Source organism: Ruegeria sp. TM1040 (assembly GCF_000014065.1).
Taxonomy (GTDB): domain Bacteria; phylum Pseudomonadota; class Alphaproteobacteria; order Rhodobacterales; family Rhodobacteraceae; genus Epibacterium.
This window is the reverse complement of sequence record NC_008044.1, coordinates 1,809,227-1,831,990: the sequence shown is the minus strand read 5'-3', so window position 1 is coordinate 1,831,990 and position 22,764 is coordinate 1,809,227. Positions and strand designations below refer to the sequence as shown.

General features: G+C 59.2%; 26 protein-coding genes. 11 read left to right on the top strand and 15 right to left on the bottom strand.

Annotation, left to right across the window (positions count from 1 at the left end):
- Positions 1–75 precede the first annotated feature (75 nt).
- Entirely contained in the window at positions 76–1,494 is a 1,419-nt protein-coding gene (locus TM1040_RS13100; protein ID WP_011539064.1) for an MATE family efflux transporter, read from the top strand.
- Between the two features lie 69 nt (positions 1,495–1,563).
- On the opposite strand, the gene TM1040_RS13095 is transcribed toward TM1040_RS13100, so the two are convergent.
- Both TM1040_RS13095 and TM1040_RS13090 read right to left on the bottom strand, forming a co-directional pair.
- Positions 1,564–1,980 (bottom strand): hypothetical protein, encoded by a 417-nt coding sequence (locus TM1040_RS13095; protein ID WP_011539063.1) that lies wholly within the window; start codon positions 1,978–1,980, stop codon positions 1,564–1,566.
- Between the two features lie 273 nt (positions 1,981–2,253).
- Entirely contained in the window at positions 2,254–3,456 is a 1,203-nt protein-coding gene (locus TM1040_RS13090; protein WP_011539062.1) for a pyridoxal phosphate-dependent aminotransferase, read from the bottom strand.
- An 84-nt stretch (positions 3,457–3,540) separates the two neighbouring features.
- Between TM1040_RS13090 and TM1040_RS13085 the strand changes: the two genes are divergently transcribed.
- The 3 genes from TM1040_RS13085 to TM1040_RS13075 all read left to right on the top strand — a co-directional run bounded on the left by TM1040_RS13085 (position 3,541) and on the right by TM1040_RS13075 (position 4,794).
- Positions 3,541–3,942: a helix-turn-helix domain-containing protein gene (locus TM1040_RS13085; RefSeq protein ID WP_011539061.1), complete on the top strand. Its 402-nt coding sequence runs from the start codon at positions 3,541–3,543 to the stop codon at positions 3,940–3,942.
- Complete coding sequence (locus tag TM1040_RS13080) at positions 3,939–4,217, top strand: succinate dehydrogenase assembly factor 2 (RefSeq protein ID WP_011539060.1); 279 nt, start codon at positions 3,939–3,941, stop codon at positions 4,215–4,217. Before TM1040_RS13085 ends, TM1040_RS13080 begins: the two co-directional genes overlap by 4 nt.
- 79 nt (positions 4,218–4,296) lie before the next feature.
- Complete coding sequence (locus TM1040_RS13075) at positions 4,297–4,794, top strand: MarR family winged helix-turn-helix transcriptional regulator (RefSeq protein WP_011539059.1); 498 nt, start codon at positions 4,297–4,299, stop codon at positions 4,792–4,794.
- 569 nt (positions 4,795–5,363) lie between these two features.
- Here TM1040_RS13075 and TM1040_RS13070 read toward each other — a convergent pair.
- Complete coding sequence (locus TM1040_RS13070) at positions 5,364–5,792, bottom strand: VOC family protein (protein WP_011539058.1); 429 nt, start codon at positions 5,790–5,792, stop codon at positions 5,364–5,366.
- Between the two features lie 137 nt (positions 5,793–5,929).
- Here TM1040_RS13070 and TM1040_RS13065 point away from each other — a divergent pair, with 137 nt between their 5' ends.
- Both TM1040_RS13065 and TM1040_RS13060 read left to right on the top strand, forming a co-directional pair.
- Positions 5,930–6,763, top strand: coding sequence for a thymidylate synthase (locus TM1040_RS13065; RefSeq protein WP_011539057.1), 834 nt, complete (start codon positions 5,930–5,932; stop codon positions 6,761–6,763).
- Positions 6,764–6,790: 27 nt separating this feature from the next.
- Positions 6,791–7,282: a dihydrofolate reductase gene (locus TM1040_RS13060; protein WP_011539056.1), complete on the top strand. Its 492-nt coding sequence runs from the start codon at positions 6,791–6,793 to the stop codon at positions 7,280–7,282.
- An 84-nt stretch (positions 7,283–7,366) separates the two neighbouring features.
- Here TM1040_RS13060 and TM1040_RS13055 read toward each other — a convergent pair whose 3' ends face one another.
- The gene (locus TM1040_RS13055; protein ID WP_011539055.1) at positions 7,367–7,573 is read right to left on the bottom strand and encodes a cold-shock protein; all 207 of its coding nucleotides are present in this window, start codon (positions 7,571–7,573) and stop codon (positions 7,367–7,369) included.
- Between the two features lie 220 nt (positions 7,574–7,793).
- Between TM1040_RS13055 and TM1040_RS13050 the strand changes: the two genes are divergently transcribed.
- A complete protein-coding gene (locus tag TM1040_RS13050; protein ID WP_011539054.1) occupies positions 7,794–8,111 on the top strand; it encodes an ArsC/Spx/MgsR family protein in 318 nt (105 codons plus the stop codon).
- Positions 8,112–8,190: 79 nt separating this feature from the next.
- Here TM1040_RS13050 and TM1040_RS13045 read toward each other — a convergent pair whose 3' ends face one another.
- The 5 genes from TM1040_RS13045 to thrS form a co-directional block, all read right to left on the bottom strand.
- Complete coding sequence (locus TM1040_RS13045) at positions 8,191–8,754, bottom strand: DoxX family protein (protein ID WP_011539053.1); 564 nt, start codon at positions 8,752–8,754, stop codon at positions 8,191–8,193.
- Positions 8,755–8,762: 8 nt separating this feature from the next.
- Positions 8,763–9,509, bottom strand: a complete 747-nt coding sequence (locus TM1040_RS13040; RefSeq protein WP_011539052.1) for an HvfC/BufC N-terminal domain-containing protein — start codon at positions 9,507–9,509, stop codon at positions 8,763–8,765.
- Positions 9,509–10,360, bottom strand: coding sequence for an MNIO family bufferin maturase (locus TM1040_RS13035; RefSeq protein WP_011539051.1), 852 nt, complete (start codon positions 10,358–10,360; stop codon positions 9,509–9,511). Before TM1040_RS13035 ends, TM1040_RS13040 begins: the two co-directional genes overlap by 1 nt.
- Positions 10,361–10,490: 130 nt before the next feature.
- On the bottom strand, positions 10,491–10,796 hold the full coding sequence (locus TM1040_RS13030; RefSeq protein WP_011539050.1) for a BufA1 family periplasmic bufferin-type metallophore: 306 nt from the start codon (positions 10,794–10,796) through the stop codon (positions 10,491–10,493).
- A 220-nt stretch (positions 10,797–11,016) separates the two neighbouring features.
- Positions 11,017–12,963, bottom strand: a complete 1,947-nt coding sequence (gene thrS / locus TM1040_RS13025; protein ID WP_011539049.1) for a threonine--tRNA ligase — start codon at positions 12,961–12,963, stop codon at positions 11,017–11,019.
- Between the two features lie 240 nt (positions 12,964–13,203).
- Between thrS and TM1040_RS13020 the strand changes: the two genes are divergently transcribed.
- The 3 genes from TM1040_RS13020 (at position 13,204) to TM1040_RS13010 (ending at position 15,480) form a co-directional block, all read left to right on the top strand.
- Positions 13,204–13,947 (top strand): alpha/beta hydrolase, encoded by a 744-nt coding sequence (locus TM1040_RS13020; protein ID WP_011539048.1) that lies wholly within the window; start codon positions 13,204–13,206, stop codon positions 13,945–13,947.
- A gap of 92 nt (positions 13,948–14,039) precedes the next feature.
- On the top strand, positions 14,040–14,465 hold the full coding sequence (locus TM1040_RS13015) for a VOC family protein (protein WP_011539047.1): 426 nt from the start codon (positions 14,040–14,042) through the stop codon (positions 14,463–14,465).
- 121 nt (positions 14,466–14,586) lie between these two features.
- Entirely contained in the window at positions 14,587–15,480 is an 894-nt protein-coding gene (locus TM1040_RS13010; RefSeq protein ID WP_044026795.1) for an alpha/beta fold hydrolase, read from the top strand.
- 3 nt (positions 15,481–15,483) lie between these two features.
- Here the strand turns inward: TM1040_RS13010 and TM1040_RS13005 are convergent, their stop codons facing one another.
- Positions 15,484–16,077 carry a DUF6151 family protein gene (locus tag TM1040_RS13005; protein ID WP_011539045.1) on the bottom strand — a complete coding sequence of 198 codons (594 nt, stop codon included), beginning with the start codon at positions 16,075–16,077 and terminating at the stop codon, positions 15,484–15,486.
- An 11-nt stretch (positions 16,078–16,088) separates the two neighbouring features.
- On the bottom strand, positions 16,089–17,360 hold the full coding sequence (gene phaZ, locus TM1040_RS13000; protein ID WP_011539044.1) for a polyhydroxyalkanoate depolymerase: 1,272 nt from the start codon (positions 17,358–17,360) through the stop codon (positions 16,089–16,091).
- A 148-nt stretch (positions 17,361–17,508) separates the two neighbouring features.
- Here phaZ and phaC point away from each other — a divergent pair, with 148 nt between their 5' ends.
- Positions 17,509–19,338, top strand: coding sequence for a class I poly(R)-hydroxyalkanoic acid synthase (phaC, locus tag TM1040_RS12995; RefSeq protein WP_011539043.1), 1,830 nt, complete (start codon positions 17,509–17,511; stop codon positions 19,336–19,338).
- A 57-nt stretch (positions 19,339–19,395) separates the two neighbouring features.
- Here the strand turns inward: phaC and TM1040_RS12990 are convergent, their stop codons facing one another.
- The 4 genes from TM1040_RS12990 to TM1040_RS12975 all read right to left on the bottom strand — a co-directional run bounded on the left by TM1040_RS12990 (position 19,396) and on the right by TM1040_RS12975 (position 22,727).
- The gene (locus tag TM1040_RS12990; RefSeq protein WP_011539042.1) at positions 19,396–20,202 is read right to left on the bottom strand and encodes an ABC transporter permease; all 807 of its coding nucleotides are present in this window, start codon (positions 20,200–20,202) and stop codon (positions 19,396–19,398) included.
- On the bottom strand, positions 20,199–21,092 hold the full coding sequence (locus TM1040_RS12985) for an ABC transporter permease (RefSeq protein ID WP_084789047.1): 894 nt from the start codon (positions 21,090–21,092) through the stop codon (positions 20,199–20,201). The genes TM1040_RS12990 and TM1040_RS12985 overlap by 4 nt, the downstream gene beginning before the upstream one ends.
- 108 nt (positions 21,093–21,200) lie before the next feature.
- Positions 21,201–21,908, bottom strand: a complete 708-nt coding sequence (locus TM1040_RS12980; protein ID WP_011539040.1) for a transporter substrate-binding domain-containing protein — start codon at positions 21,906–21,908, stop codon at positions 21,201–21,203.
- A gap of 39 nt (positions 21,909–21,947) precedes the next feature.
- The gene (locus tag TM1040_RS12975; RefSeq protein ID WP_011539039.1) at positions 21,948–22,727 is read right to left on the bottom strand and encodes an ABC transporter ATP-binding protein; all 780 of its coding nucleotides are present in this window, start codon (positions 22,725–22,727) and stop codon (positions 21,948–21,950) included.
- Positions 22,728–22,764: the final 37 nt, after the last annotated feature.

Genomic DNA, 22,764 nt, shown 5'->3' with positions numbered 1-22,764 from the left:
GTATCGGTACGCAAACTGTCTTGTCGACACATTGCGAGCGGCCTAATGGCTGAAGTGTTGAAGGAGACCGTTACGATGGCGCGCATAGATCCCACCCCCCAGATGAGCTACGGCGGCCATATCCGCGCCGTGTCCATTCTTGGTCTGCCGTTGATCGGCGGGCATCTGGCGCAGTTTGCCATTGGTCTCACCGATACGGTGATGCTGGGCTGGTACGGGGTGAACGAGCTGGCTGCAGTGACACTGGCCGGGTCGTTCTTCTTTGTGTGGTTCATCCTCGGCGCTGGGTTTGCCTTTGCGGTGATGCCGATGGTGGCCTCGGCCACTGCGACCGACGACCATCGCCGGATCCGGCGGGCAACCCGGATGGGGCTGTGGCTTTCGATTGTCTATGGCGTGCTGTCCATGCCCTTGATGTGGTATTCCGAGACGATCCTGCTGGCGGCCGGGCAAGAGGCGCAGGTGGCGGCTGATGCAGGCACCTATCTGCGGATTGCAGGCTGGGGGATCTTTCCGGCGCTTCTGGTCATGGTGTTCAAATCCTATCTGGCGGGCTTGGAGCGCACGCAGGTGGTCCTTTGGATCACTGTGCTCGCGGCGGTGATCAATGCCATCGTGAACTATGTGCTGATTTTTGGGCATCTGGGCCTGCCGGAGATGGGCCTTCAGGGCGCGGCCCTTGCGTCGCTGGCGACACAGACCGTGTCGGTCGTCGCCGTGGTCGCCTATGCGCTCTGGCGTTTGCCGGAGCATGACCTGCTGCGCAACCTGCAACGCCCTGACTGGGAGATGATGCGCGAGATCGTGCGCCATGGCCTGCCCATCGGCCTGACCACCTTGTGCGAAGTGAGCTTGTTTTCAGCCTCTGCCCTGATGATGGGCTGGCTTGGTACCGTGCCGCTGGCGGCACATGGGATCGCCGTCTCTGTTGCAGGGCTGACATTCATGGCGCATCTTGGGCTCTCCAATGCGGCCACCATCCGGGTTGGAAACGCGCTCGGACGGGGGGATAAGACCCATATGGTGCGGGGGGCAATTGTTGTGACCCTGGCCTCGCTCGGGATCGCGGTGGCGACTGCGATGGTGTTTTTCCTCGCGCCTGAACCCCTTATCCTGCTCTTTCTCGATCCAGAAGATCCGCAAAAGACCGAGATCCTTGCGATTGGTGTATCGCTGCTGGCGATGGCGGGGCTGTTTCAGCTGATGGACGGGATGCAGGCGATTGCACTTGGTCTGTTGCGGGGGCTTCTTGATACGGGGGTGCCGATGGTGATGGCCGCACTCAGCTATTGGGCGGTGGGGGTTCCGACCTCGTACATCCTTGGCTTTCGGGCCGAGATGGGCGGCGTAGGTGTCTGGATCGGTTTGATCCTCGGTCTTAGCACCGCCGGCGTTTTGTTGCTGTTGCGCTTCTGGTTCCACGCGTTGCGTCGGGTGCCCACAGCGCCCACAGGAGAGATGCGCGCGGATGAGATCATGGCCGATCCCGTCTAGACCAGCAACCGAGCCCAAAGGCGAGACCACAATTGCCGCAAGGACAGCGCGGCGATTTCTCTCTTGGTGCTAGCCAGATGCTTTTTCGGCCTTGGCCAGACGATCCGCCTTTTTGCGGACCAGGACACTGCGCAGGTCATGCATGGCCATCAACAGCGTATCCGTAACCCTCTCCAACTGTGCGTCACTGGCGCGCGACTGCGCCCATTGCGCGGTGAGGTTCAAGTGATCCACCGCGCGTAGAATATCATCCATCTCGCGCTGAGCGAGGAGCGTTCTGCGCTCCTCCATCCAGGCCTCGATTGCGCTGAGATCCTCAGCGCTGAGGCTTCGGTCGCCATGCGGTTTGATCTCTCCCTTCTTGAGATTGATCACCGCGATCTGATCCATCTCGATGCGTCGATTGCGGTTCTCCGTGTCGAGACGGAACACCATGGCGCCGTTCTCGCGGACGCGAAAGTAATATTCGGGGAGGGCGGTTGTCATGACATTCCTGATCCAGATCTGCGATCGCACCGAACCTATCAGGCCTGTGGTCTCTGGCAAGGAGGTGCGGGCGCGAGGAGGGAGGACGTGAGAGGCAGGAGGCTAGGTTGTAACCTTTACGGTCTGCAGATTGAAGCCGAGGAGAACTCCCGCCCAGACATGCGCTGTGCCGAGGCACGCCACATTGGCCCGGTTGGGCCGGGCGGCGGCCGCCGCCGCCCCACCGCGATGCGCAAAGCGCAGCGCAAGACTTTGTGTCGTGGCGCTCAGAGATCAGCTGAGCGAGGCGCAGAAGCGCTGGATGCGCGTGCAGGCTTCCTTGAGGGCGTCATCGGAGGTTGCATAGCTCACACGAAAATTCGGCGAGAGGCCAAAGGCTGCGCCAAACACCACGGCCACATCGGCCTCTTCCAGAAGGGCGGTGGCAAAATCCTCATCGCTGTTGATGGTTACGCCTTTTGGCGTTGTCTTGCCAATGAGACCCGCGATCGAGGGGTAGACATAAAAAGCGCCCTCCGGCACCGGGCAGGTCAAGCCATCGATCTCCGACAGCATCGACACCACCAGATTGCGCCGCCGCACGAAGATCTCATTGTTGCTGGCGAGGAAATCCTGCGGCCCCGTGAGCGCTTCGAGCGCGGCATATTGGCTGACCGAACAGGGGTTCGAGGTAGACTGCGACTGCACCTTGCGCATCGCCGCAATCAGAGTTTCCGGACCCGCCGCATAGCCGATCCGCCAGCCAGTCATCGCATAGGCTTTGGAAACCCCGTTGCAGGTGAGGGTGCGGTCATAGAGTCCCGGTTCAACCTGCGCCGGTGTGCAGAATTCGAAATCGTCATAGGCGAGGTGTTCATACATGTCATCGGTCATCACCCAGACATGGGGATGACGCATCAAGACATCCGTCAGAGCTTTCAATTCGGCGCGCGAATATCCGGCTCCGGTCGGGTTGGAGGGAGAATTGAAGATGAACCATTTGGTCTTGTCGGTGATGGCGGCCTCCAACTGATCGGGCGTCAGTTTGAAGCTGCTCTCAAGGCTGGCCTCCACCGGAACCGGAGTGCCTCCTGCAAGGAGCACCATGTCAGGATAGCTCACCCAATAGGGCGCGGGGATGATCACCTCATCGCCGGGATTGAGGGTCGCCATCAGGGCGTTATACAGCGTCTGCTTGCCGCCAGAGTTTACCGTGACCTGCTCCGGGCGATAGTCCAGGCCATTGTCACGCTTGAACTTTTCGCAGATGGTCTGCTTCAGCTCCGGGATGCCATCGACGGCTGTGTATTTGGTCTTGCCCTCGGCAATGGCACGGACAGCGGCATCCTTGATGGATTGTGGCGTGTCGAAATCCGGTTCCCCCGCACCAAGGCCGATCACGTCGCGACCGGCGGCTTTCAATTCACGCGCCTTATTGGTGACGGCAATGGTCGGGGAAGGCTTCACGCGGGAAAGTGTCGCAGAAAGAACGGACATGTCGGACCTCGATTTGAATGTCATCTGCAAAACTCTTAGGGTGGCGCCAAACGGCAATCAAGTCGTCCACTTAGGAGAGACCGCATGACCGACACGACGAGCGACTGGTATGGCCCCGATGCCGCAACTTTTGGAGATCGCGTCGCGGCCGCACGTGAAAGCGCTGGCATGACACAAGGCCAGCTGGCACGCCGTATGGGGGTGAAAAAATCCACCCTGATCGGTTGGGAGCAGGATCTGTCCGAGCCCCGGGCCAACAAACTCTCGACGCTCTCGGGGATTCTCAATGTATCGATGAGCTGGCTGCTGACCGGCGAAGGCGATGAGCTCTCGGCGCCCAATGAGGACACGCTGGGCGAAGATATGGCCGCTATCGCCCGCGAATTGCGCAGCCTTCGCGAGGAGCTGCGTCAGCAGGCCGAACGCGCCGGACGTCTGGAGAAAAGCCTGCGCCGTCTTGTTGCCACGCAGGAGGCGGCTGAATGATCGAAGCGCAGGCCAACATCGAAGAAAGCCGCGAGACCCGTATCAAGCGCCTGACCATGCGCTCGATGCGGCGCGGTATCAAGGAAATGGACATTCTCCTGTCCGGCTATGCGGCCGCGAATCTCGCGGCCATGAGTGATGCTCAACTCGCGCTATATGACGCGTTGCTGCGCGAAAACGACCAGGATCTTTACCAATGGGTAACAGGTCAAACACCCGCGCCGGAACGCTTTAACGCTCTGGTCGATGAAATCTCTAGAACATACCAAAAATAAAAGAGAAATCCGGTTTAACGCATTTTCAGGAAATTCCCTCCATATTTGTCATGAAGCAATTTCGATTCGGAGATGCTGAATGAGTATGGAACGACCAATCAGCCAGCTGGACCGCAAGGGGTTCATGACTGGTTATCTTGATGCCCTGGCACTGGTGGAGCGTTTGCACCGCCTGTTGCTTGATGTCATCAAGGATGAGTTTGAACGCGTAGGTGTCCTTGACATCAACGCGGTGCAGGCTCTGTTGCTGTTCAACATTGGCGACAATGAGGTGACTGCCGGGGAACTCAAAACCCGTGGTTACTATCAGGGCAGCAACGTAAGCTACAATCTGAAGAAGCTGGTGGAGATGGGCTATATGCACCATCAACGCTGCGAGATCGACCGCAGGTCGGTGCGTGTGCGTCTTACTCCCCGTGGCCGTGAAATTCGCGATATCGTTGCCTCGCTGTTTTCGCGTCACGCAGAGGGTCTGGAAACCAAAGGCGTGATCAGCGCCGAAGGGATCGAGGACATCACTGGCTCCCTCAAACGCATGGAGCGGTACTGGTCCGACCAGATTCGCTACATCTATTAAGAACCGTTTTTCGGGCCTTTAGGTTCGTGGGACATTTAAGACAGCAGTTTTCAGGCTCCAGATTCTGACGTTCGGCATCGCCGTACCGCGCATCTGGCCTCGCCACGAAACACGTCTGTCAACCCTGTCAAGCCATCGACCGATCTATGGTCAGAGTGGGGCGCTGGGGGCGGTTGCAGGAGCAACCAGGTACTGCCGAAGCCGGAGAAATCGGCAATCTGTCAGTTGAGAAGCGTAACACGTTGCTACCCATTGTTTCGGGTACGCTGCGACGGTGACCCCATGGGACACCCGACCAGTTTTGCGATGCGGTTACCGAGAACGCAAGCGCCCAGTGATATGGGCGCAGTTTGATGGGTGAGGGCGAATGGTGCCCGTGATCATCCGTCCCGATCAGCGTTTGCTGCCAAACAGCCCGGACTGGAGCCTTCCAGATCCGGGCTGCTTTTTTTTAAGTTCAGTCGCCCAGCGACTTTCCAGTTTAGACCGGGCCAGTTTAGACCGGGCCACGTTAGAAGGCGCCACGGGGGACGCGGCAGCGTGCCCCCTCACACACGGCGCGCATCGGATCACCAGTGACCGGTGTTTTCCATGCTGGACCAAGGCTCTGCCGGTGGAAGTGCATCCCCCGCCTGCAGCAATTCGATCGAGATATTGTCGGGTGAGCGCACAAACGCCATCCGCCCATCGCGGGGCGGACGGTTAATGACAACACCGTTGTCCATGAGGTGCTGGCAGGTCTCGTAGATATTGTCGACTTCATAAGCGAGGTGGCCAAAGTGGCGGCTGTCAGACGGCAGTTCGTCGTCGCCATCCCAGTTCCAGGTGAGCTCGACCGGAGCCTCCTCCTGGCCGGGAGGGGCCATGAAGATCAGCGAAAACCGTCCTGCCTCGCTGTCGTAGCGGCGGGTTTCTTTGAGGCCGAGCAGCGCATAGAACGCCATGGATTTCTCCAGGTCTTTGACCCGGACCATTGTATGCAGATACTTGAGTGGCATGAAGGCATCCCCTTGCATTTGTGCGAATTCAACGCCCAACCTAAGCCGCGCGTCCAGAATGTCGAGAGCGCGCGTAAACCGCTTGGAACTCTGCGATGCTCGGGCTATCACCGGAGGGCAGACAGGAGGCTCGCACGATGCAGCAGTATCATGACGCTTTGCAGCATATTCTTGATCACGGGGTCGAGACGACGGATCGTACCGGCACCGGCACTCTGTCGTGTTTTGGAATGCAGCAACGTTATGATCTGGCCGAAGGGTTCCCTTTGGTGACGACCAAAAAGCTGCATCTGCGCTCGATCATACATGAGCTGTTGTGGTTCCTGTCCGGGGATACAAACATAAGATATCTCAAAGAGAACGGTGTTTCGATCTGGGACGAATGGGCGGATGAAAACGGCGATCTTGGTCCGGTCTATGGCTACCAGTGGCGCAAGTTTCCACGACTAGAGCTCGCCGAGGGCACGCTTGGAGATGAGCCACTCTATCGGGCAGGCACGGTGGATCAGATCAGCGAGCTGCTGGATATGATCCGCAAGAGCCCCGACAGCCGCCGTCTGATCGTCACCGCATGGAACCCCGGCGATGTGCCGGATATGGCGCTGCCGCCCTGTCACAGCCTGTGGCAACTGCGCATCCTGGGCGGCAAGATGCACCTGCAGCTCTACCAGCGCTCTGCGGATATGTTCCTCGGTGTGCCGTTCAATATCGCTTCATATGCTTTGTTGTTGCACATGCTCGCCCATGTGACCGGCTATGAGGTGGGCAGTTTTGTGCATACGATGGGGGACGCGCATATCTATTCCAACCACATGGAACAGGTGAAACTGCAGCTCTCGCGCAGCCCCAAGTCCCTGCCGCAGCTGCGCATTGCGCGCGATGTGTCTTCTATTTTTGATTTCAAATACGAGGATTTTGAAATCCTCGGCTATGATCCCGACCCCGTCATCAAGGCCCCGGTCGCGGTCTAAGACCTCTCAGTTCAGGCAGGATTCCCCATGATCACGCTTATCGTCGCGCGGGCGCGAAACGGTGCCATTGGCAAAGACAACGACATCCCTTGGCACGCGCCCGAGGATCTGAAGGCGTTTCAGCGGGAAACGCTGGGAGGTGCGATCATCATGGGCCGCAACACCTGGGACAGTTTGCCATTCAAGCCATTGAAAAACAGGTTCAATATCGTCGTGTCCTCAAACCCGGATGCGGCGGACACCGTGGTGGCCAGTCTTGATGAGGCAATCGATCTGGCCCGAAGCGAAGGCTACGCCCGCCTCTATGGTATCGGCGGGGCCGGGATCTACAAGGGCATGCTGGCACGAGCTGATCGCTTGATGATTACCGAAGTGGACCTTGAAATAGATGATGCCGACGCGTTTTTCCCGGAGTTTCCTCCGGAGGAGTGGCGTGTCAACGCGACGCTGCCTCTTCGTGCAGAGGACCCGGCCTGTGTCTTGACCGAATATCTGAGATTGCCTCGCGCACAGGGATAATCTGCAGCAGAGGTGCATGGAAACGACCGCGCCCAAACCACACAACATGGCCTGGACGCAGTGGAGTTTTTTGGGAAAGGGCCTTTAGAGTGGGCGAATGTCGCCGGCCATTTGTCGGCCGTCCCGGCCTTCGGTCAGCTCATATCCCACTTTCTGATTGTCCGCCAAACCGGTCAGGCCGGAGCGTTCAACGGCGGAGATATGGACAAACACGTCCTTGCCGCCTTCTTCGGGTTCAATAAAACCATAGCCCTTGGTGGTGTTGAACCATTTCACGGTGCCAGTAGGCATGTCCCGTGTCTCCTTCTCACTTGCACTTCACTTTGAGCATGCTCAAAGTACCTTCCAACCGCCTGAGCGGCGCGAATGAACGCTGCGCCTTCAGGTGGATCAAAGCCTTTGGATACCGCAGGCCCATTTCAGTGTGGCACGCGGTTTGTAAAAATCAAAGGAAATCGGTGAGACTCTACCGTAAATTGTGAGAAACCTGCGAGCACAAGGAGAAGCTGAAGTGAAGCTTTATGGTCTGAAAACCTGTGATACATGTCGCAAGGCGCTGAAATCACTGCCAGATGCCGACTTTAAGGATGTCAGAACCGAGGGGGTGCCTGCAGACATCATGGCGCAGGCCTATGCTCAATTTCCAGACAAACTGCTCAATACGCGGTCAACCACTTGGCGCGGCCTCAGCGAGGAAGATCGGGCAAAACCGCCACTTGAACTGCTGGCAGAACACCCGAGTCTGATGAAACGCCCGTTGATCGAGGCAGAGGGGCAGCTCCATCTGGGGTGGACCAAAGACGTGCAGGCTGCACTCGGTGTGACCTGACACGCGGACCTGAGACAACGAAGCGGCGCCTATGGGTCAATCACAGGCGCCGCAGATCTGAAGGGATTTGAAACCTGTATCAGTCCTGAGCGTGATGATGGCGGGCGCGCAGCACCGCATCCACAGAGAGCGCACCTGCGCCTTTCACCACCAGATAGCTGAGCACAAAGACCCACAGCAGACGTTGGTCCATGATGACACTGTCGGAGAAGCGATCAAACCAGGCGCCCAGCGTTTTGGTATCCGTTGCACCATGCCCGTAGACATCCGTGAGCGACTGCACCACCACAAAGCCGATCATGCCAAGCGAGGCGATCCGCGTGGCCAGGCCAATCACGATCAGAAGCGGCAGCAGGAATTCGGCGTAAGTGCCTGCCATCACGACAACCCACTGCAACAGTCCGAACTGGGACACATCGTAGCCAACGGCCTCGAGTTGTTTGGGAAAGATCTGGCTATAAGCACCGATCGAGGGCGAAAACAGCCCAAAGAGGCCATCGCCCAGCTTGGTGAGCCCGGAGTTCCAGTAATAGAGCAGCAGCACAGCGGCAAAAGTGAAACGGGCAAATAGCGGCATCAGCCAGTCGCCCAAGCGCTCAACCAGGTTGAACACGGCGTTATGGAGAGAAATCAACGCAGTCATGGGAAGTCCTATTGCGAGAGGTCTGTGAGGGCCAAGCCCTCGATCAAAAGCGTCAGGGGGACGCTGAGGTCAAATTCGGGAAAATCATGTGTTGCGGCTTCGGTGGCGTCCCCGAGGGTCTCGCCGGCCTGAAGGGCTGAAATCCAAACAGCGCCGCCCTTGGGGAGCGGCTGGGCGATGGGGTCAAAATCCGGTCGGGTAATCAAAACATCCTCGGCCTGCGGTTGCGGCTTTGGGGCGCTATCCTCGGTGTTGTACCGCCAGATCGCGTGGATTGGCCAAGACGAGCGCAGCACTGTCATTGCCGGAGCAAATGTCAGCCGGCTTTGCATCAGAGCCTCGGACGAGAGCGCGGCCAGCCTTGCTGGATCAAGCGGCGCGGCATCAGCGGCGTGGTAGCTCTGGCGCAGAGCCAACTCCAGCCGGGCCACATCCCCCAGATACCCCAAATGCGAAAGCTGCGGCATGCCCTCGATAAAGCACGGAAATTCAGCGCCATAGTGCATCATCAGCGGGCTTGAGGGGGGGTGGGCGCGCAGGAAAAGTGCGGCCAATCCATCCATGTTCTCCTTGCCGAGGAGCTTTGCGATGACCGGAAATCCCTGATGCAGCGCCTCTGTCAGGGAGACGGCCACATTGTTGCGATAGACGCTGAAGCGGCGCCCGGCGGGCCGCGCTGCACCGTCCAACAACCCGTCCGGTACCGGTAGACGGGCGTCGAGGATTGCCGTGGTGAACTCCGCTTCGCGTGTCATCAGGCGGCCACTTTCGCCGTCCGCAGCGCGTTCGCTGCGCGGGCTGCTTCGGCTTCGAGCACCGACCATTCGGGGACATCCGTGTCCCATTCCACCAGCGTGGGCTTTGGGCCAGATCGGGTGAGGGTATAGGACAAAAGGGACCAAACCGGGTCGACAACTTCGGCGCCATGACTGTCGATAAGGAGCGGGCGACCGTGGTCATCCTCGTCTTCATCATGCCCGCCAAGATGGATTTCTCCCACCAGATCAAGCGGGTAGGCATCAATATAGTCCTGCGGGCGATAGCCAAGATTGGTGGCGGAGACAAACACGTTGTTCACGTCCAGCAAAAGCCCGCAGCCCGTGCGTTTGGCGATCTCGTGCAAAAAGGCCGGCTCTTCCCATGTGCTCTCGGCAAAGGCGAGATAGCTTGAGGGGTTCTCCAGCAGCATACGCCGCCCCAGCAGGGTCTGCACCATGTCGATGTGATCGCAGATCCGCGCAAGCGTGGCATCCGTGTAGGGCAGGGGCAGCAGATCGTTGTAGAAATGCGTGTCGTGGGTGGACCACGCCAGATGTTCGGAGAAGCTCGCGGGCTTCAGCCAGTCCACGAGATGTTTGAGCCGCGCAAGGTGTTCCGGATCAAGCGGTCCTTCGCCGCCAATGGAAAGCCCAACACCGTGCACGGAGATCGGGAAACGCTCGGCGAGATGACGCAGCTGCGCCAGCGGGCGACCGCCGTCGCCCATGTAGTTCTCGGCGTGGATCTCAAGCCAGTCCACCGCCCCGGAGCCATCAATAATATTCTGGAAATGCTGAGGCTTATAGCCAACACCTGCGGCGTTCGGCAGCTGGGAAAAATCGGTCATAGCGGACCTCGTGGGGATCGTAAAAACGAAGAGCGGTAAGGTGTAGGAGAGGCCGCGTCTCGTTGCGGCGCATCGGCAACAGGCAAGGGCGCCGCAGCGCCCCTGCCAAGGAGTCTGTGATGGCTTAGGCTTAGGCTGGCAGGTCGCGCTCGAGCGGCTCGAGCGAGCCTGCGCGTGCGGTGCCATCTGCCATCGCCGGCAGCTCCATCTCGGTGCAGGTGCCAGAGTCGACGAGCGTCCAGGCGTTGCCCTGATAGTCAACGGTGGATGTGCCCGCGCAGGTGGTGCCGGGACCGGCCGCGCAGTCGTTCTGACCGGCCAGCGAAACGCCATAGCATTTCTCTTTGGCCTGAGCAGAGGCGTGCGACGTGGTGACGGCTGTCAGTGCTGCGGCAACGGCGCCTGCAACGGCGAGAGTTTTGGTGGTGGTCGACATACGCGTGTCCTCCTGAAGTGATAGGCGTCGTCTTGAGTGACAAATACAGACTAACCGCGAATGAAGGCACAAAGGAACTCACGAGCGCGTGGCTCACGCCTGCGTCAGTCGATGTTAGAGAGAACCCGCGCGTTTGGTGCCAAATTGCTGCGATTTCTGGGGTTTTGAAACAAAACGGCCCCCGAGTGGGGGCCGCCTTTGTTCAAAAACCGGGTAAATATTACAGAAGATCTGGCGGCGTTGCGGCCTTTGCCAGTTCCTCTGTAACATTTGTGAGGCTCTCAACCTTGGTCTGTTTCTCGCCAAGACGACGCACGGAGACGGTGCGCTCCTCAACCTCGCGGTGGCCAACGGCGAGAATCACCGGCACTTTGCCAACCGAATGCTCGCGGACCTTGTAGTTGATCTTCTCATTGCGCGTATCGGCCTCGGCTCGCACACCGGCGGCGCGCAGGGTCTCGACCACTTCGTTCACATAGTCGTCCGCCTCTGACGTAATCGAGGCGACCACCACCTGACGCGGCGCGAGCCAGAACGGGAGCTTGCCAGCGTGCTCTTCGATCAGGATGCCGATGAAGCGCTCGAACGAGCCAAGGGTGGCGCGGTGCAGCATGACCGGACGGTGCTTGCTGCCGTCCTGACCGATAAAGCTCGCTTCGAGCCGTTCGGGCAGGTTGGCATCCACCTGAAGTGTGCCGCATTGCCAGTTCCGGCCGATGGCGTCGGTCAGGGTGAACTCGAGTTTGGGACCATAGAAGGCGCCTTCGCCTTCGAGGATCTCATAGTCGTAGCCCGCGGCCTTGCAGGCATCGCCAAGGGCCTGTTCCATATTGTCCCATGTCTCATCCGAGCCGATCCGCTGTTCGGGGCGGGTGGAGAGCTTGATGGTCCAATTGTCAAAGCCGAGATCTGCATAGACTTTGGAGAGGAAGGCGATGAACTTTGCGGTCTCGGATGTAATCTGATCTTCGGTGCAGAAGATGTGGCCATCATCCTGCGTGAAGCCGCGCACGCGCATGATGCCATGCAGGGCGCCCGAGGGTTCGTAGCGCGCGCAGGAGCCGAACTCTGCCATGCGCAGAGGCAAGTCGCGATAGGACTTGAGCCCCTGGTTGAACACCTGCACGTGGCAGGGGCAGTTCATCGGCTTCAGGGCGTTCACGGCCTTTTCGCGGGCGTGATCCTCGTCGACCTCAACAATGAACATGTTTTCCTGATACTTGTCCCAGTGGCCGGACTTTTCCCAGAGTTTGCGGTCCACCACCTGAGGCGTGTTGACCTCTACATAGCCGTCGCGATCCTGCATGCGGCGCATGTAGTCCTGAAGCGTGGTGTAGATGCGCCATCCGTTCGGATGCCAGAACACCTGGCCGGGTGCTTCTTCCTGCATGTGGAAAAGGTTCATCTCGCGGCCCAGCTTGCGGTGGTCGCGCTTGGCGGCCTCCTCGAGCATGGTGAGATGCGCCTTGAGCTTTTCCTTGCCGGTGAAGGCCACGCCGTAGATGCGCTGGAGCATCTGGCGATCGCTGTCGCCGCGCCAGTAGGCGCCGGCGATCGACATCAGCTTGAAGGCATCGCCCGGCACCTGGCCGGTGTGCTGCAGGTGCGGCCCGCGGCAGAGATCCTGCCAGTCGCCATGCCAATACATCCGCAGCGGCTCATCGCCGGGGATGCTGTCGATCAGCTCGACCTTATAGGGCTCGTTGTTGTCGGTGTAATACTGGATCGCCTTCTCGCGCTCCCAAACCTCTGTGGTCACGGGTTCGCGCTTGTTGATGATCTCTTTCATCTTCTTTTCGATCGTGCCGAGATCTTCGGGGGTGAAGGGTTCCGCACGATCAAAGTCATAATACCAGCCATTTTCGATGACCGGGCCAATGGTGACCTTGGTATCGGGCCAGATCTCCTGCACCGCGCGCGCCATGATATGCGCAAGGTCGTGCCGGATGAGCTCATTGGCCTGCGCCTCGTCCTTCATCGTGTGGATGGCGATGGCGGCATCCTGGGTCACTGGCCATTGCAGGTCCCAGTGTTGACCGTCCACGGTGGCAGAGATCGCTTTTTTGGCAAGGGAAGTGGAGATGTCGGCTGCGACCTCGGCAGGGGTAATCCCTGCGTCGTAGGAACGTGCGTTGCCATCGGGGAATGTGAGGGAAATCTGGGCCATAGTCTGGCTCTCCTCGTCGGTTTGGCGCCCACAGAACGCCCGGTTGCGGGTTATATGCGTCTGAGCTGTTTGGCGGAGGGCGCGGTCAAGGTCAAGATAGAGGTTTGAAATTAAAGCCCCCTGGGCGAGGGGCGCTGCCCCTCGCGCTCCCCGGGATATTTGGGGTTAGAAGACGGGGAATTGGCGAATCCCTCCGCCGCGTGGCATGGGAGAGAGAGCAAGATTTCTGGGAGAAAACACATGGCGCCGCAGTATCTGGAGACCTCAGAGGGACGACGTATCGCTTATCACAAGACCGAAGGGCAGGGTCCCTGTGTGGTGTTCCTTGGGGGGCTGAAGTCCGACATGGAAGGCACCAAGGCGGTGTTCCTTGAGGATTGGGCCAAGGCGCGCGGGCAGGCGTTCTTGCGGTTTGACTATTCCGGCCATGGAGAAAGTTCGGGGCGGTTTGAGGAGGGCTGCATCGGCGATTGGCATGCAGATACGCTTGCGGTTGTCGATGGCCTGACCGAGGGGGAGATCGTTCCTGTGGGCTCTTCGATGGGGGGCTGGCAGGCGCTGTTACTTGCCAAGGCGCGCGCGGACCGGATCAAGGGGATGGTCACAATCGCCGCCGCCCCTGATTTTACCGAGGATGGCTATTGGGCCAATTTCACCGTGGCGCAAAAAGAAGAACTAGAGTCCCAGGGCCATGTCGAGCTGCCCAGCGATTACATGGAGCCCTATATTGTGACCAAGCGCATGGTCGAAAACGGGCGTGAAAACCTTGTGTTGCGGGAAAAGCTTGATCTGCCCTTTCCGGTGCGCTGCCTTCAGGGCACGGATGACTCGGCCGTCTCGACCGAGACGGCATTGCGGCTGTTGGAGCATGCTGACTGCGCGGATATGCGGCTGACGCTGGTGAAAGACGCCGATCACCGGTTCTCGGATGAGGCCTGCCTGGCTCTGATCGCATCGGCGGTCGAGCAGGTCTGTGCCGGATAAACGAAGAAATGTTCGCAATTTGTTCCTGCTTGATGTAAGGAAAGGGCGCGCCAAGGGTTTTGGCGCGTCGTTTGTTTTTAAAGGATTGAACCATGGAACAAAGGATCAGTTTGATCACGCTTGGTGTGCAGGATGTGGAAGCATCGGCGCAGTTTTACGAGCAACTTGGGTGGACGCGGGCAGAAAGTCCGGATGGCGTTGTCGCCTTTGATCTGATGTCACAGACCCTTGGTCTTTATGCGCTGGACAAGCTGGCGGAAGATTTGAACTTGCCGATCGAGGCCCTGGGCACCGGTGCGATGACCCTGAGCCATAACGTGCGCGACGCCGAAGAGGTTGCCCCGCTTTTGGCGCGGGCTGAGGCTGCGGGCGCTGCCATCTTGCGCCCGGCTGGGCCGGTCTTTTGGGGCGGGACCATCGGCTATTTCCAGTCGCCAGACGGGCATATCTGGGAAATCGCGCATAACCCCTATTCGGCGCTCTCGCCGGAGGGCGCGTTCCGCTGGAATGGGTATTGAGGAAGACACACATCCTTAACCAATTTTGCGCAGAGTAAAAAAGTCCTTGCTGCCCCGCACTTTGGGACGTGTAGTGAACCCAAGCGCCATACATAGGCGCATTCAATACGGGCAGATACATATGATTGAACCAGCGCAGTTGTTGGCGCATCCTTTGGTGGTTGTGCCTGGATTCATGAGTGACGGACGGGTCTGGGAACCCCAGGTCCGAATGCTCTCGAGGCATGTGCCGGTCACGATTGCGCCGGTGCTCAACGCGGATCGGATTGAGGATGTCGCGGCCACGCTTTTGACGCATATGCCAGAGAAGTTCACCGTGCTTGGGGCCGGCCTCGGCGGATCGATTGCGATGGCGATGCTGGCTGCGCAACCCGGACGTATCGCGGGTATCGGGCTCATCGGGTCGACGCCGCTGCCGGAAACCCCGGCCAAGGCGGCAGAACGTGAACCCTGGATCATCCGTGCGCGCACCGGACGGCTGCGCGGTGTCATGGAAGAGGTGATCCCGACGTCTAGCCTGGCACCGGGACCGTTGCGGCATCAGATCATGGGACAGCTTGCGGATATGGCAGAGGATCTGGGACCGGATGTCTTTGTGTCGCAAAGCCGGATGTTGCAACGACGCCGAGATCAGCAAGCAACCCTGCGGCGGGCCTCGCAGCCTGGGCTGGTGATCTGCGGCGTGCATGACCAGATCACGCCTGTGAAACGGCAGATGATCACGGCGGAACTGATGCAGAATGCCCGGATTGAGATGATCGAGGATGCAGGGCATGTGCCATTGATGGAGCAACCCGAGCGTGTCAGCGCCATTTTGCACAATTGGATCATCGGAGATCACGCGGTTTGCCCTCTGACCGGAGAGCTGGCAGAGCCGGTTGATGAACCTCTTTGGGTCAGTCGCCGTTCGCGGCGCCAGACCGCAGCACCGGTGATCGCGCACGCGGATACGCCCATGCAAGAGCTGTCAGAGGACGTGTTGCATTTGTCTGCGAATTATCGCGCAAGCGCTTGAGATTTATTGCTTGTCTGCGGTCAGCGCCCTGCGTTCGGCCTTGGACAACACATGTGGCTCTGCCACTGGTCGCCCGCTCTGACCGTCAAAAAACGCGGTTTGGCGCCAGCGCCCGGAGACCCAGGCAGAAATCATTCGACTGGCCAGTTTCATTGTCATGCGCGCCGCGCCCTTGTGCCGTGGCGGTTTCCCCGGTTGTGGAATAAAGGCCTCTGCCACCACGCGCCCTAGGCGGTCGGGTTCGGAGAAAAGCGCCGTGCGGACCGCGATGAAGGGCAGCCTCGGATTGCGCAGGCCATTGAACAGCGGCGTGCCGCAACAGCCCGCATACCAACGATAGAGCCCCTTGGGAGACAGCTGCAGCAGGTGTAGCTGATCTGCGCCCCGGTCGATCACTACCATATCCGGGTTGAGCTGCAGCAGGTCGACCCCGCTTCCTTTTGGATCCGGAGACCCATGATAGAGCTCCACTGCACGGCAATCGGTGCAGTGGCAGCGTAGGCGGGTGCCTTGCTTGACTGAGGCCGCCTCGATGTGACCGGAGAGCGCGCCACAGGCACAGGAAAACCCAAGCGGTTCCGAGGGGGCGTCAGACATGAAAATGCCCTCTATTTGGCTGCGGTTTTCTTGGGCTGTTTGCGCACAGGTTGGCGCGCGTTGGCATCCATGAAATCTATCACAAGCGGACGGATGTTGTTGCGCCAGGAACGACCGGCAAAGATGCCATAGTGCCCGGCACCGGGTTCTACATGGCTTGCCTTTTTCGAGTCGGGCAGGCCGGTGCAGAGGTCCAGCGCTGCAATGCATTGACCGGGCGCGGAAATATCGTCCTTGGAGCCTTCAACGGTTTTCACCGCGACATCCGTGATCTTGCCGATGTCGATCTTGTGACCTTGGACGGTAAAGGCGTTTTGGGCGATTTCGCGCTGTTTGAAGACACGCTCTACCGTCGAGAGATAGAACTCTGCCGGCATGTCCATCACTGCAAGATACTCGTCGTAAAAGCGGTTGTGGGCATCGTGATCCGTGGCCTCGCCGCGGCAGACGCGCATGATCTGCTCGGAAAAGGCCTTGGAGTGGCGGTCCATGTTCATCGACATAAATGAAGCCAGCTGCAACAGCCCGGGATAGACCTTGCGACCGACCCCTTTGTATTTGAAGCCAACGCGCTGGATCATGGTCTGCTCCAGCTGTCCCATGGTCACGCGGCGGCCAAAATCGGTCACATCGGTGGGCGTGGCGTCAGGGTCCACGGGACCGCCGATCAGGGTCAGCGAAGACGGCTGCGCCTTGGGGTCGATCTCTGCGAGATAGGCGGTCGCCGCCAGGGTGAGCGGCGCCGGCTGACAGACGGCAACCACATGGGTGTCAGGGCCAAGTTCGCGCATGAACTCAACCAGATAGAGCGTGTAATCCTCGACATCGAATTTCCCGGCCGAGACGGGAATGTCGCGGGCGTTGTGCCAGTCTGTCACATAGACTTCGCAGTTCTCGATCAAGCTTTTGACCATGGAGCGCAGGAGCGTGGCGTAATGGCCGGACATCGGCGCCACCACCAGAACCTTGCGCGGCTGTTCAGCGCGATCGGTGACCCGGAAATGAATGAGATCCCCAAACGGTTTTTCGACGATTGTGTCGACTTCGACCAGATGGTCCTTACCATCAGGCAGGGTGGTTGCCGGGATGCCCCAGTCGGGCTTGGTCACCATCCGCTCGAAACTGCGTTCTGTGACCTGACCCCATGCGGCCATCCAGCTCAGCATCGGGTTCGGCAGGGCGGCATTGGCCGGATAGGAGGCCATGGACAGCGCGGTTGCGCCAAGCCATTGGTTCGCGTTACGAACCGTCTCCATCAGGTCGTAGGACATCATGTAGCGCATGTGCGTCTCCTTGGCGGTGCTTTTCGTGCCGCGGTTTGAGCCCATCTTTGCCGACGCACGCCGGGAGATTGGGAGCTGAGGCCGCTTTGCCGTAGAATGGCGAAGCAAGTATTCTGCACAGCAGAAAGATTATGAGGGTTTCCTTAAGATGACAACAACGGACAAGTCTATTGAAGCTTCATCTGCGGAACAGATTGACCAGCTTAAAGAAAATTTGGTGCGCGTAGAGCAACTCTCCAAGCGTTTGATCGAAGTTTTGGCTCAGAAGAAGGGTCACAACCCCGGATTGGACGCTCCGAATCAGGAACTTTTCGCGCGTGCAGCATCGTCCTATTGGGCTGCGATGGCACAGAACCCCACCCGCCTGCTTGAACAACAAGTTCAATATTGGGGCAAGTCGGTGCAAAATTTTGCAGAAGCGCAGCAGGCCATGGCACAGACGCTGGCCGCCGCGCAGAATGAGGAGGGCGAGACTACAGAGCGCCCCGCGGTAAACGATCGTCGGTTCGCCAATCCGATGTGGGAGACCAATCCCTATTTCCGGTTCCTGCGCGATCAGTACCTGACCAATGCGGAGGCCATCCGTACCGCTGTGGACGAGGTCGAAGATCTCGATCGGGTGGATCGGCAGCGGCTCGGTTATTTTGCCGATCAGATCATCAACATGATGGCTCCGACCAATTTCCTCGCGACAAACCCGGACGCTCTGGAAAAGGCGCTGGAAACTGACGGGCAATCCCTGATCGACGGGTTGGAGAATCTCGTGGCCGATCTGGAGGCCAATGATGGCGAGTTGATCGTTCGCCTCGCCGATGAGAACGCCTTTGAGATCGGTCACAACATCGCCACCACCCCCGGCGAGGTGGTCTATCGCAACCGGATGATGGAGCTTATCCAGTATCATCCCACCACCGAGACGGTGCACGAAACGCCCATCGTGCTGTTCCCGCCCTGGATCAACAAGTTCTACATCCTCGATCTCAAGGAAAAGAACAGCCTGATCAAATGGATCACAGATCAGGGTTACAGTCTGTTTGTGGTCTCATGGATCAATCCCAATTCGGACTATGCTGATGTCGGCATGGAGGATTACATCGAGGAGGGGTTCCTCAAGGCCATCGAGGTCGCCAAGGAGATCTCCGGCACCAAGCAAGTGAATGCAGTGGGCTACTGCATTGCGGGCACCACGCTCAGCCTGACGCTGTCGCTCCTGAAACAGCGCGGCGACAAATCGGTGAAGTCCGCGACATTCTTTACCGCGCTCACCGATTTCTCCGATCAGGGGGATTTTACGCCCTTCCTGCAAAACGATTTTGTCGATGCGATCGAAGCGGAGATCGGCGAAGACGGGATCATGCCGCACTACATCATGGCGCGGACTTTCTCGTTCCTGAGGGCCAATGATCTGGTCTATGGCCCGGCCATCCGCAGCTATATGATGGGCGAGACCCCACCGGCCTTTGATCTTCTTTATTGGAATGGCGACGGCGCCAATCTGCCGGGAAAAATGGCGGTGCAGTATTTGCGGGGGCTCTGCCAGGACAACAAGTTTGTGACCGACGGGTTCGAGCTCTTTGGGCATACGCTGCATGTGCGCGATGTGGACGTGCCGCTGATGGCGATCACCTGCGAGACCGACCACATTGCGGCGTGGAAACAATGCTATCGCGGCGTGCAACAGATGGGCTCGCGCTCCAAGAGCTTTGTGGTGAGCCAGTCCGGTCACATCGCGGGTATCGTCAATCCCGTGAGCCGCAACAAATACGGTCATTATGTCAACGGCGATCTCAGTCTCGATGCCGACGACTGGATGGAGGGCGCAGAGTTCACCGAAGGATCCTGGTGGCCGCGCTGGGAGGCGTGGCTCAAGAAACGTTCGGGCAAGCAGGTGCCCGCGCGGGTGCCAGGGGCGCATAAATCCTATCCGGTGCTTGAACAGGCGCCGGGCAACTATGTGCGTGCCAAGGCGCGTGGATAAGAAAACGCCCCGCTGATCTGATCAGCGGGGCGTTTTTTCTTTGCGGGTGTCGCGCCCTTAGCGCATCAGCTGCGGGCGCACCCGGATCTTGCGGCGCAGCTCCTGTGGCATATGCCGGTTGAGCCGCGTGTTGATCATTCCAAACACCGCGATGATCGCCAGCGTCAGCAGGATGAAATAGAACGCAAGGATCGGGTAGGGGACGAACGGGTTGAAGGTCTTATCCGCGAAGTAGTTCGCGTAATACAGCGCATCGCCCTTTTGGCGCCACGCCGGAAAGCCCGAGAAATAGACCAGTGTCGTGGCGTGGAACAGAAAGATCGCCTCGTTGGTATAGGCGGGCCAGGCCAGCCGCATCATGGTGGGCCAGATCACCCTGCGAAAGCGGCTCCAGCCCGACAGACCATAGGCGTCGGCGGCTTCGAGGTCGCCTTTGGGGATCGAGCGCAGCGCGCCGTAGAAGATCTCTGCCGAATAGGCCGAGGTATTGAGGAACAGCACGATCAGCGCACCAAGCCAGGCCGCCGAGAGCGGATCAAAGATCGGTGAAACACTCTTGAGCGACAGGAACACGAAATAGGCAAAGAAGAACTGGATGAACAGCGGCGAGCCCCGGAACACAAAGATGAACCCGTTTGCCGGTGCGCGCAGCCAGCGCTTGTGGGAGTTCTTCGCCACCGCGAGGGCATTGGCAAAGAAGAACCCGGTGAAAATCGCAATCGCGCCGAAGTAGACGTTCCAGATCAGGCCGGAACCGATCAGGACAAATTGATCGCAGAGCGTAAAGTCACTGCGCGGCAGCAACCGTTCGCCAATCCCGATTGAGCGCAGCGCATAGGCCTGAAAGGTTTCAAAGCAGCTCATGTTGCGGCTCCTTCGGCTTTGCGTTGGGCTTCGCCGGCGAGGGTGGCCTGCCCATGGGACAGGCGGCGGGAAATACGGGCCAGGACGATTTCAGAGACCTTGGTAAAGGCGAGGTAGAACACCAGAAGCCCAAGGAAGTACCACATGCGCCAGTCGCCGTGGGGGTAGTCGGTGAAGCGGGTGGTTTTTGACCCGCCCAGCTCGCGGGCCCAATAGACGATGTCTTCGACGCCGAGCAGGAACAGAAGCGGCGTCGCCTTTATCAGAACCATCCAGAGGTTCGAGAGCCCGGGCAGAGCATAAACCCACATCTGCGGCACCAGCACGCGCCAGAAGGTCTGGCGGGGCGTCATCCCATAGGCTTCGGCGGTTTCAATCTGCGCACGCGGCACCGCGCGCATGGCCCCAAACAACACGTTGGCGGCAAAGGCGCCAAACACGATCGCAAAGGTCAGGACCGCGAGGCTGAAGCCATAGATCTCATGGAACCACTGCGGGTCGGTATTGAGCGGCATCTTGGCGGCCTGGCAGACGATAAAGTCGTTGCCCTGCCGGATCGGCTCATCCCAGTCCGGACATTTCACCTGATGGCGCAGCCATTCTATCCCCTGATCGAGCGCGATCACAAAGAACAGGAAGAAGGCAATATCGGGCACACCCCGCACCACGGCGATGTAGCCTTTGCCGAACCAAGCCAGCGGCAGGACACGCGAACGTGCGGCGCTGGCGCCAAAGAAACCAAAGGCCAGCGCCATCGGGGCGGTGACCGCCAGCAGCAACAGAACCGTCCCAAAGGACATGTAAAAGGCCCAATGCTTGCCGGTAGTGAGGTAGCAACTCAGCCACTGCAAGCCCTCGAGCGTGGCCGGATCAGAGCAATAGGAAAAAATGGCGGGCCTCGTCATCTGATGGGGAACGGGCGCGACCGCATGCGCGGTGGCAAAAGTGGAAAGGGGGCCGATGCCCCCCTCCCGTGTTTCAGTCAGGGATCAGGGCGATCAGAACTTGCCCTCGATCTCCCATTTGTCGAGCAGCTCGTTGAGCGAACCGTCTTCTTTCATCGAGGCAATCGCCGCATCGAACTTGCCGCGCATCTCGTCGTCGGACTGACGGAACGCCATGCCGATGCCACCACCGAGGTAGACGTCGCCGAGGAAGACCAGATCGGATTCTTCAACGATCGGTGCGAGGAAGTCCTTGTCGGAGAGCACCACATCGACTTCGCCGGAGTTCACGGCAGCGATGGTCTCATCCGGGGTGGGGAATTCCACCAGGGTGGCGCCGGTTTCGGCCACATGTGCCGCCTGGATGGTGCCGGACTGCGCGGCAACAACGCTTGCGTTCACGTCAACACCTTCGGACAGGGCGGCGTAAGCGGAGGGCGAGGGCTTGGTGTAGCCTTCGGTGAAGGAAACAACTTCCTTGCGCTCGTCGGTGATCGACATGCCCGCGATGATCGCGTCGTAGTTGCCCGACAGCAGGTTCGGAATGATCGAATCCCAGTCGTTGGTGACCCACTCGCAGGTCAGTTCGGCGCGCTTGCACAGCTCATCGCCCAGCTCGCGCTCGAACCCGTCGACTTCACCGGCGTCGTTGATGAAGTTGTAGGGAGGGTAGGCGCCCTCGGTGCCGAGGCGGATGGTGTCGGCCATGGCAAAGGTTGCGGACAGTGCCAGTGCGGCAGAGCCAAGAAGCAGAGATTTCATGTGGTAACTCCCGTTTATTGGTGTTGGTCTGGTTTTTGGTTATTGGGCCTGTCGCGTGGACGACAGGAAGGCCCGCAGCCGTTCACTGCGGGTATTTCCAAAGATCTCGTCGGGGCAGCCTTCTTCTTCGATCAGCCCTTTATGCAGGAACACGATGTGATCGGAGACATCTGCTGCCATACGCATGTCGTGGGTCACGATCAGCATGGTGCGGCCTTCCTTGGCGAGATCCTTGATGACCTTCACGACCTCTTGCTCCAGCTCGGGATCAAGGGCGGAGGTCGGCTCATCAAACAGCAGCGCCTCAGGTTCCATGCAGAGCGCGCGCGCAATCGCTGCTCGCTGCTGCTGGCCACCCGAAAGCTGCGCCGGGTAGACGTCGCATTTGTCGCCGATGCCCACCTGATCGAGATACTTGCGCGCGGATTTCTCCACCTCGTCGCGGTCACGTTTCAGCACGGTCAGCGGCGCTTCCATCACGTTTTGCAGAATGGTCATATGGGACCACAGGTTGAACTGCTGAAACACCATGGACAGATTGGTGCGGATGCGCAGGACTTGCTTGGCGTCCGCGGGCTGGCGGGCGATGCCGCTGCCGCTCCAGGTGATCGGTTCGCCCTTGAACAGGATGTCGCCCTGTTGGCTGTCCTCAAGCAGGTTGCAGCAGCGCAAAAGGGTGGATTTGCCAGAGCCGGAAGAGCCGATCAAAGACACAACGTCGCCGCGTTTGGCGGTGATATCCACCCCTTTGATCACTTCCAAGTCGCCGTAGGATTTATGCAATCCGCGGATTTCGAGTACAGGGGTGTCGTCGGTCAAGGTTACATCGTCCGGCTGTTATATAAAGTGGCCCCTA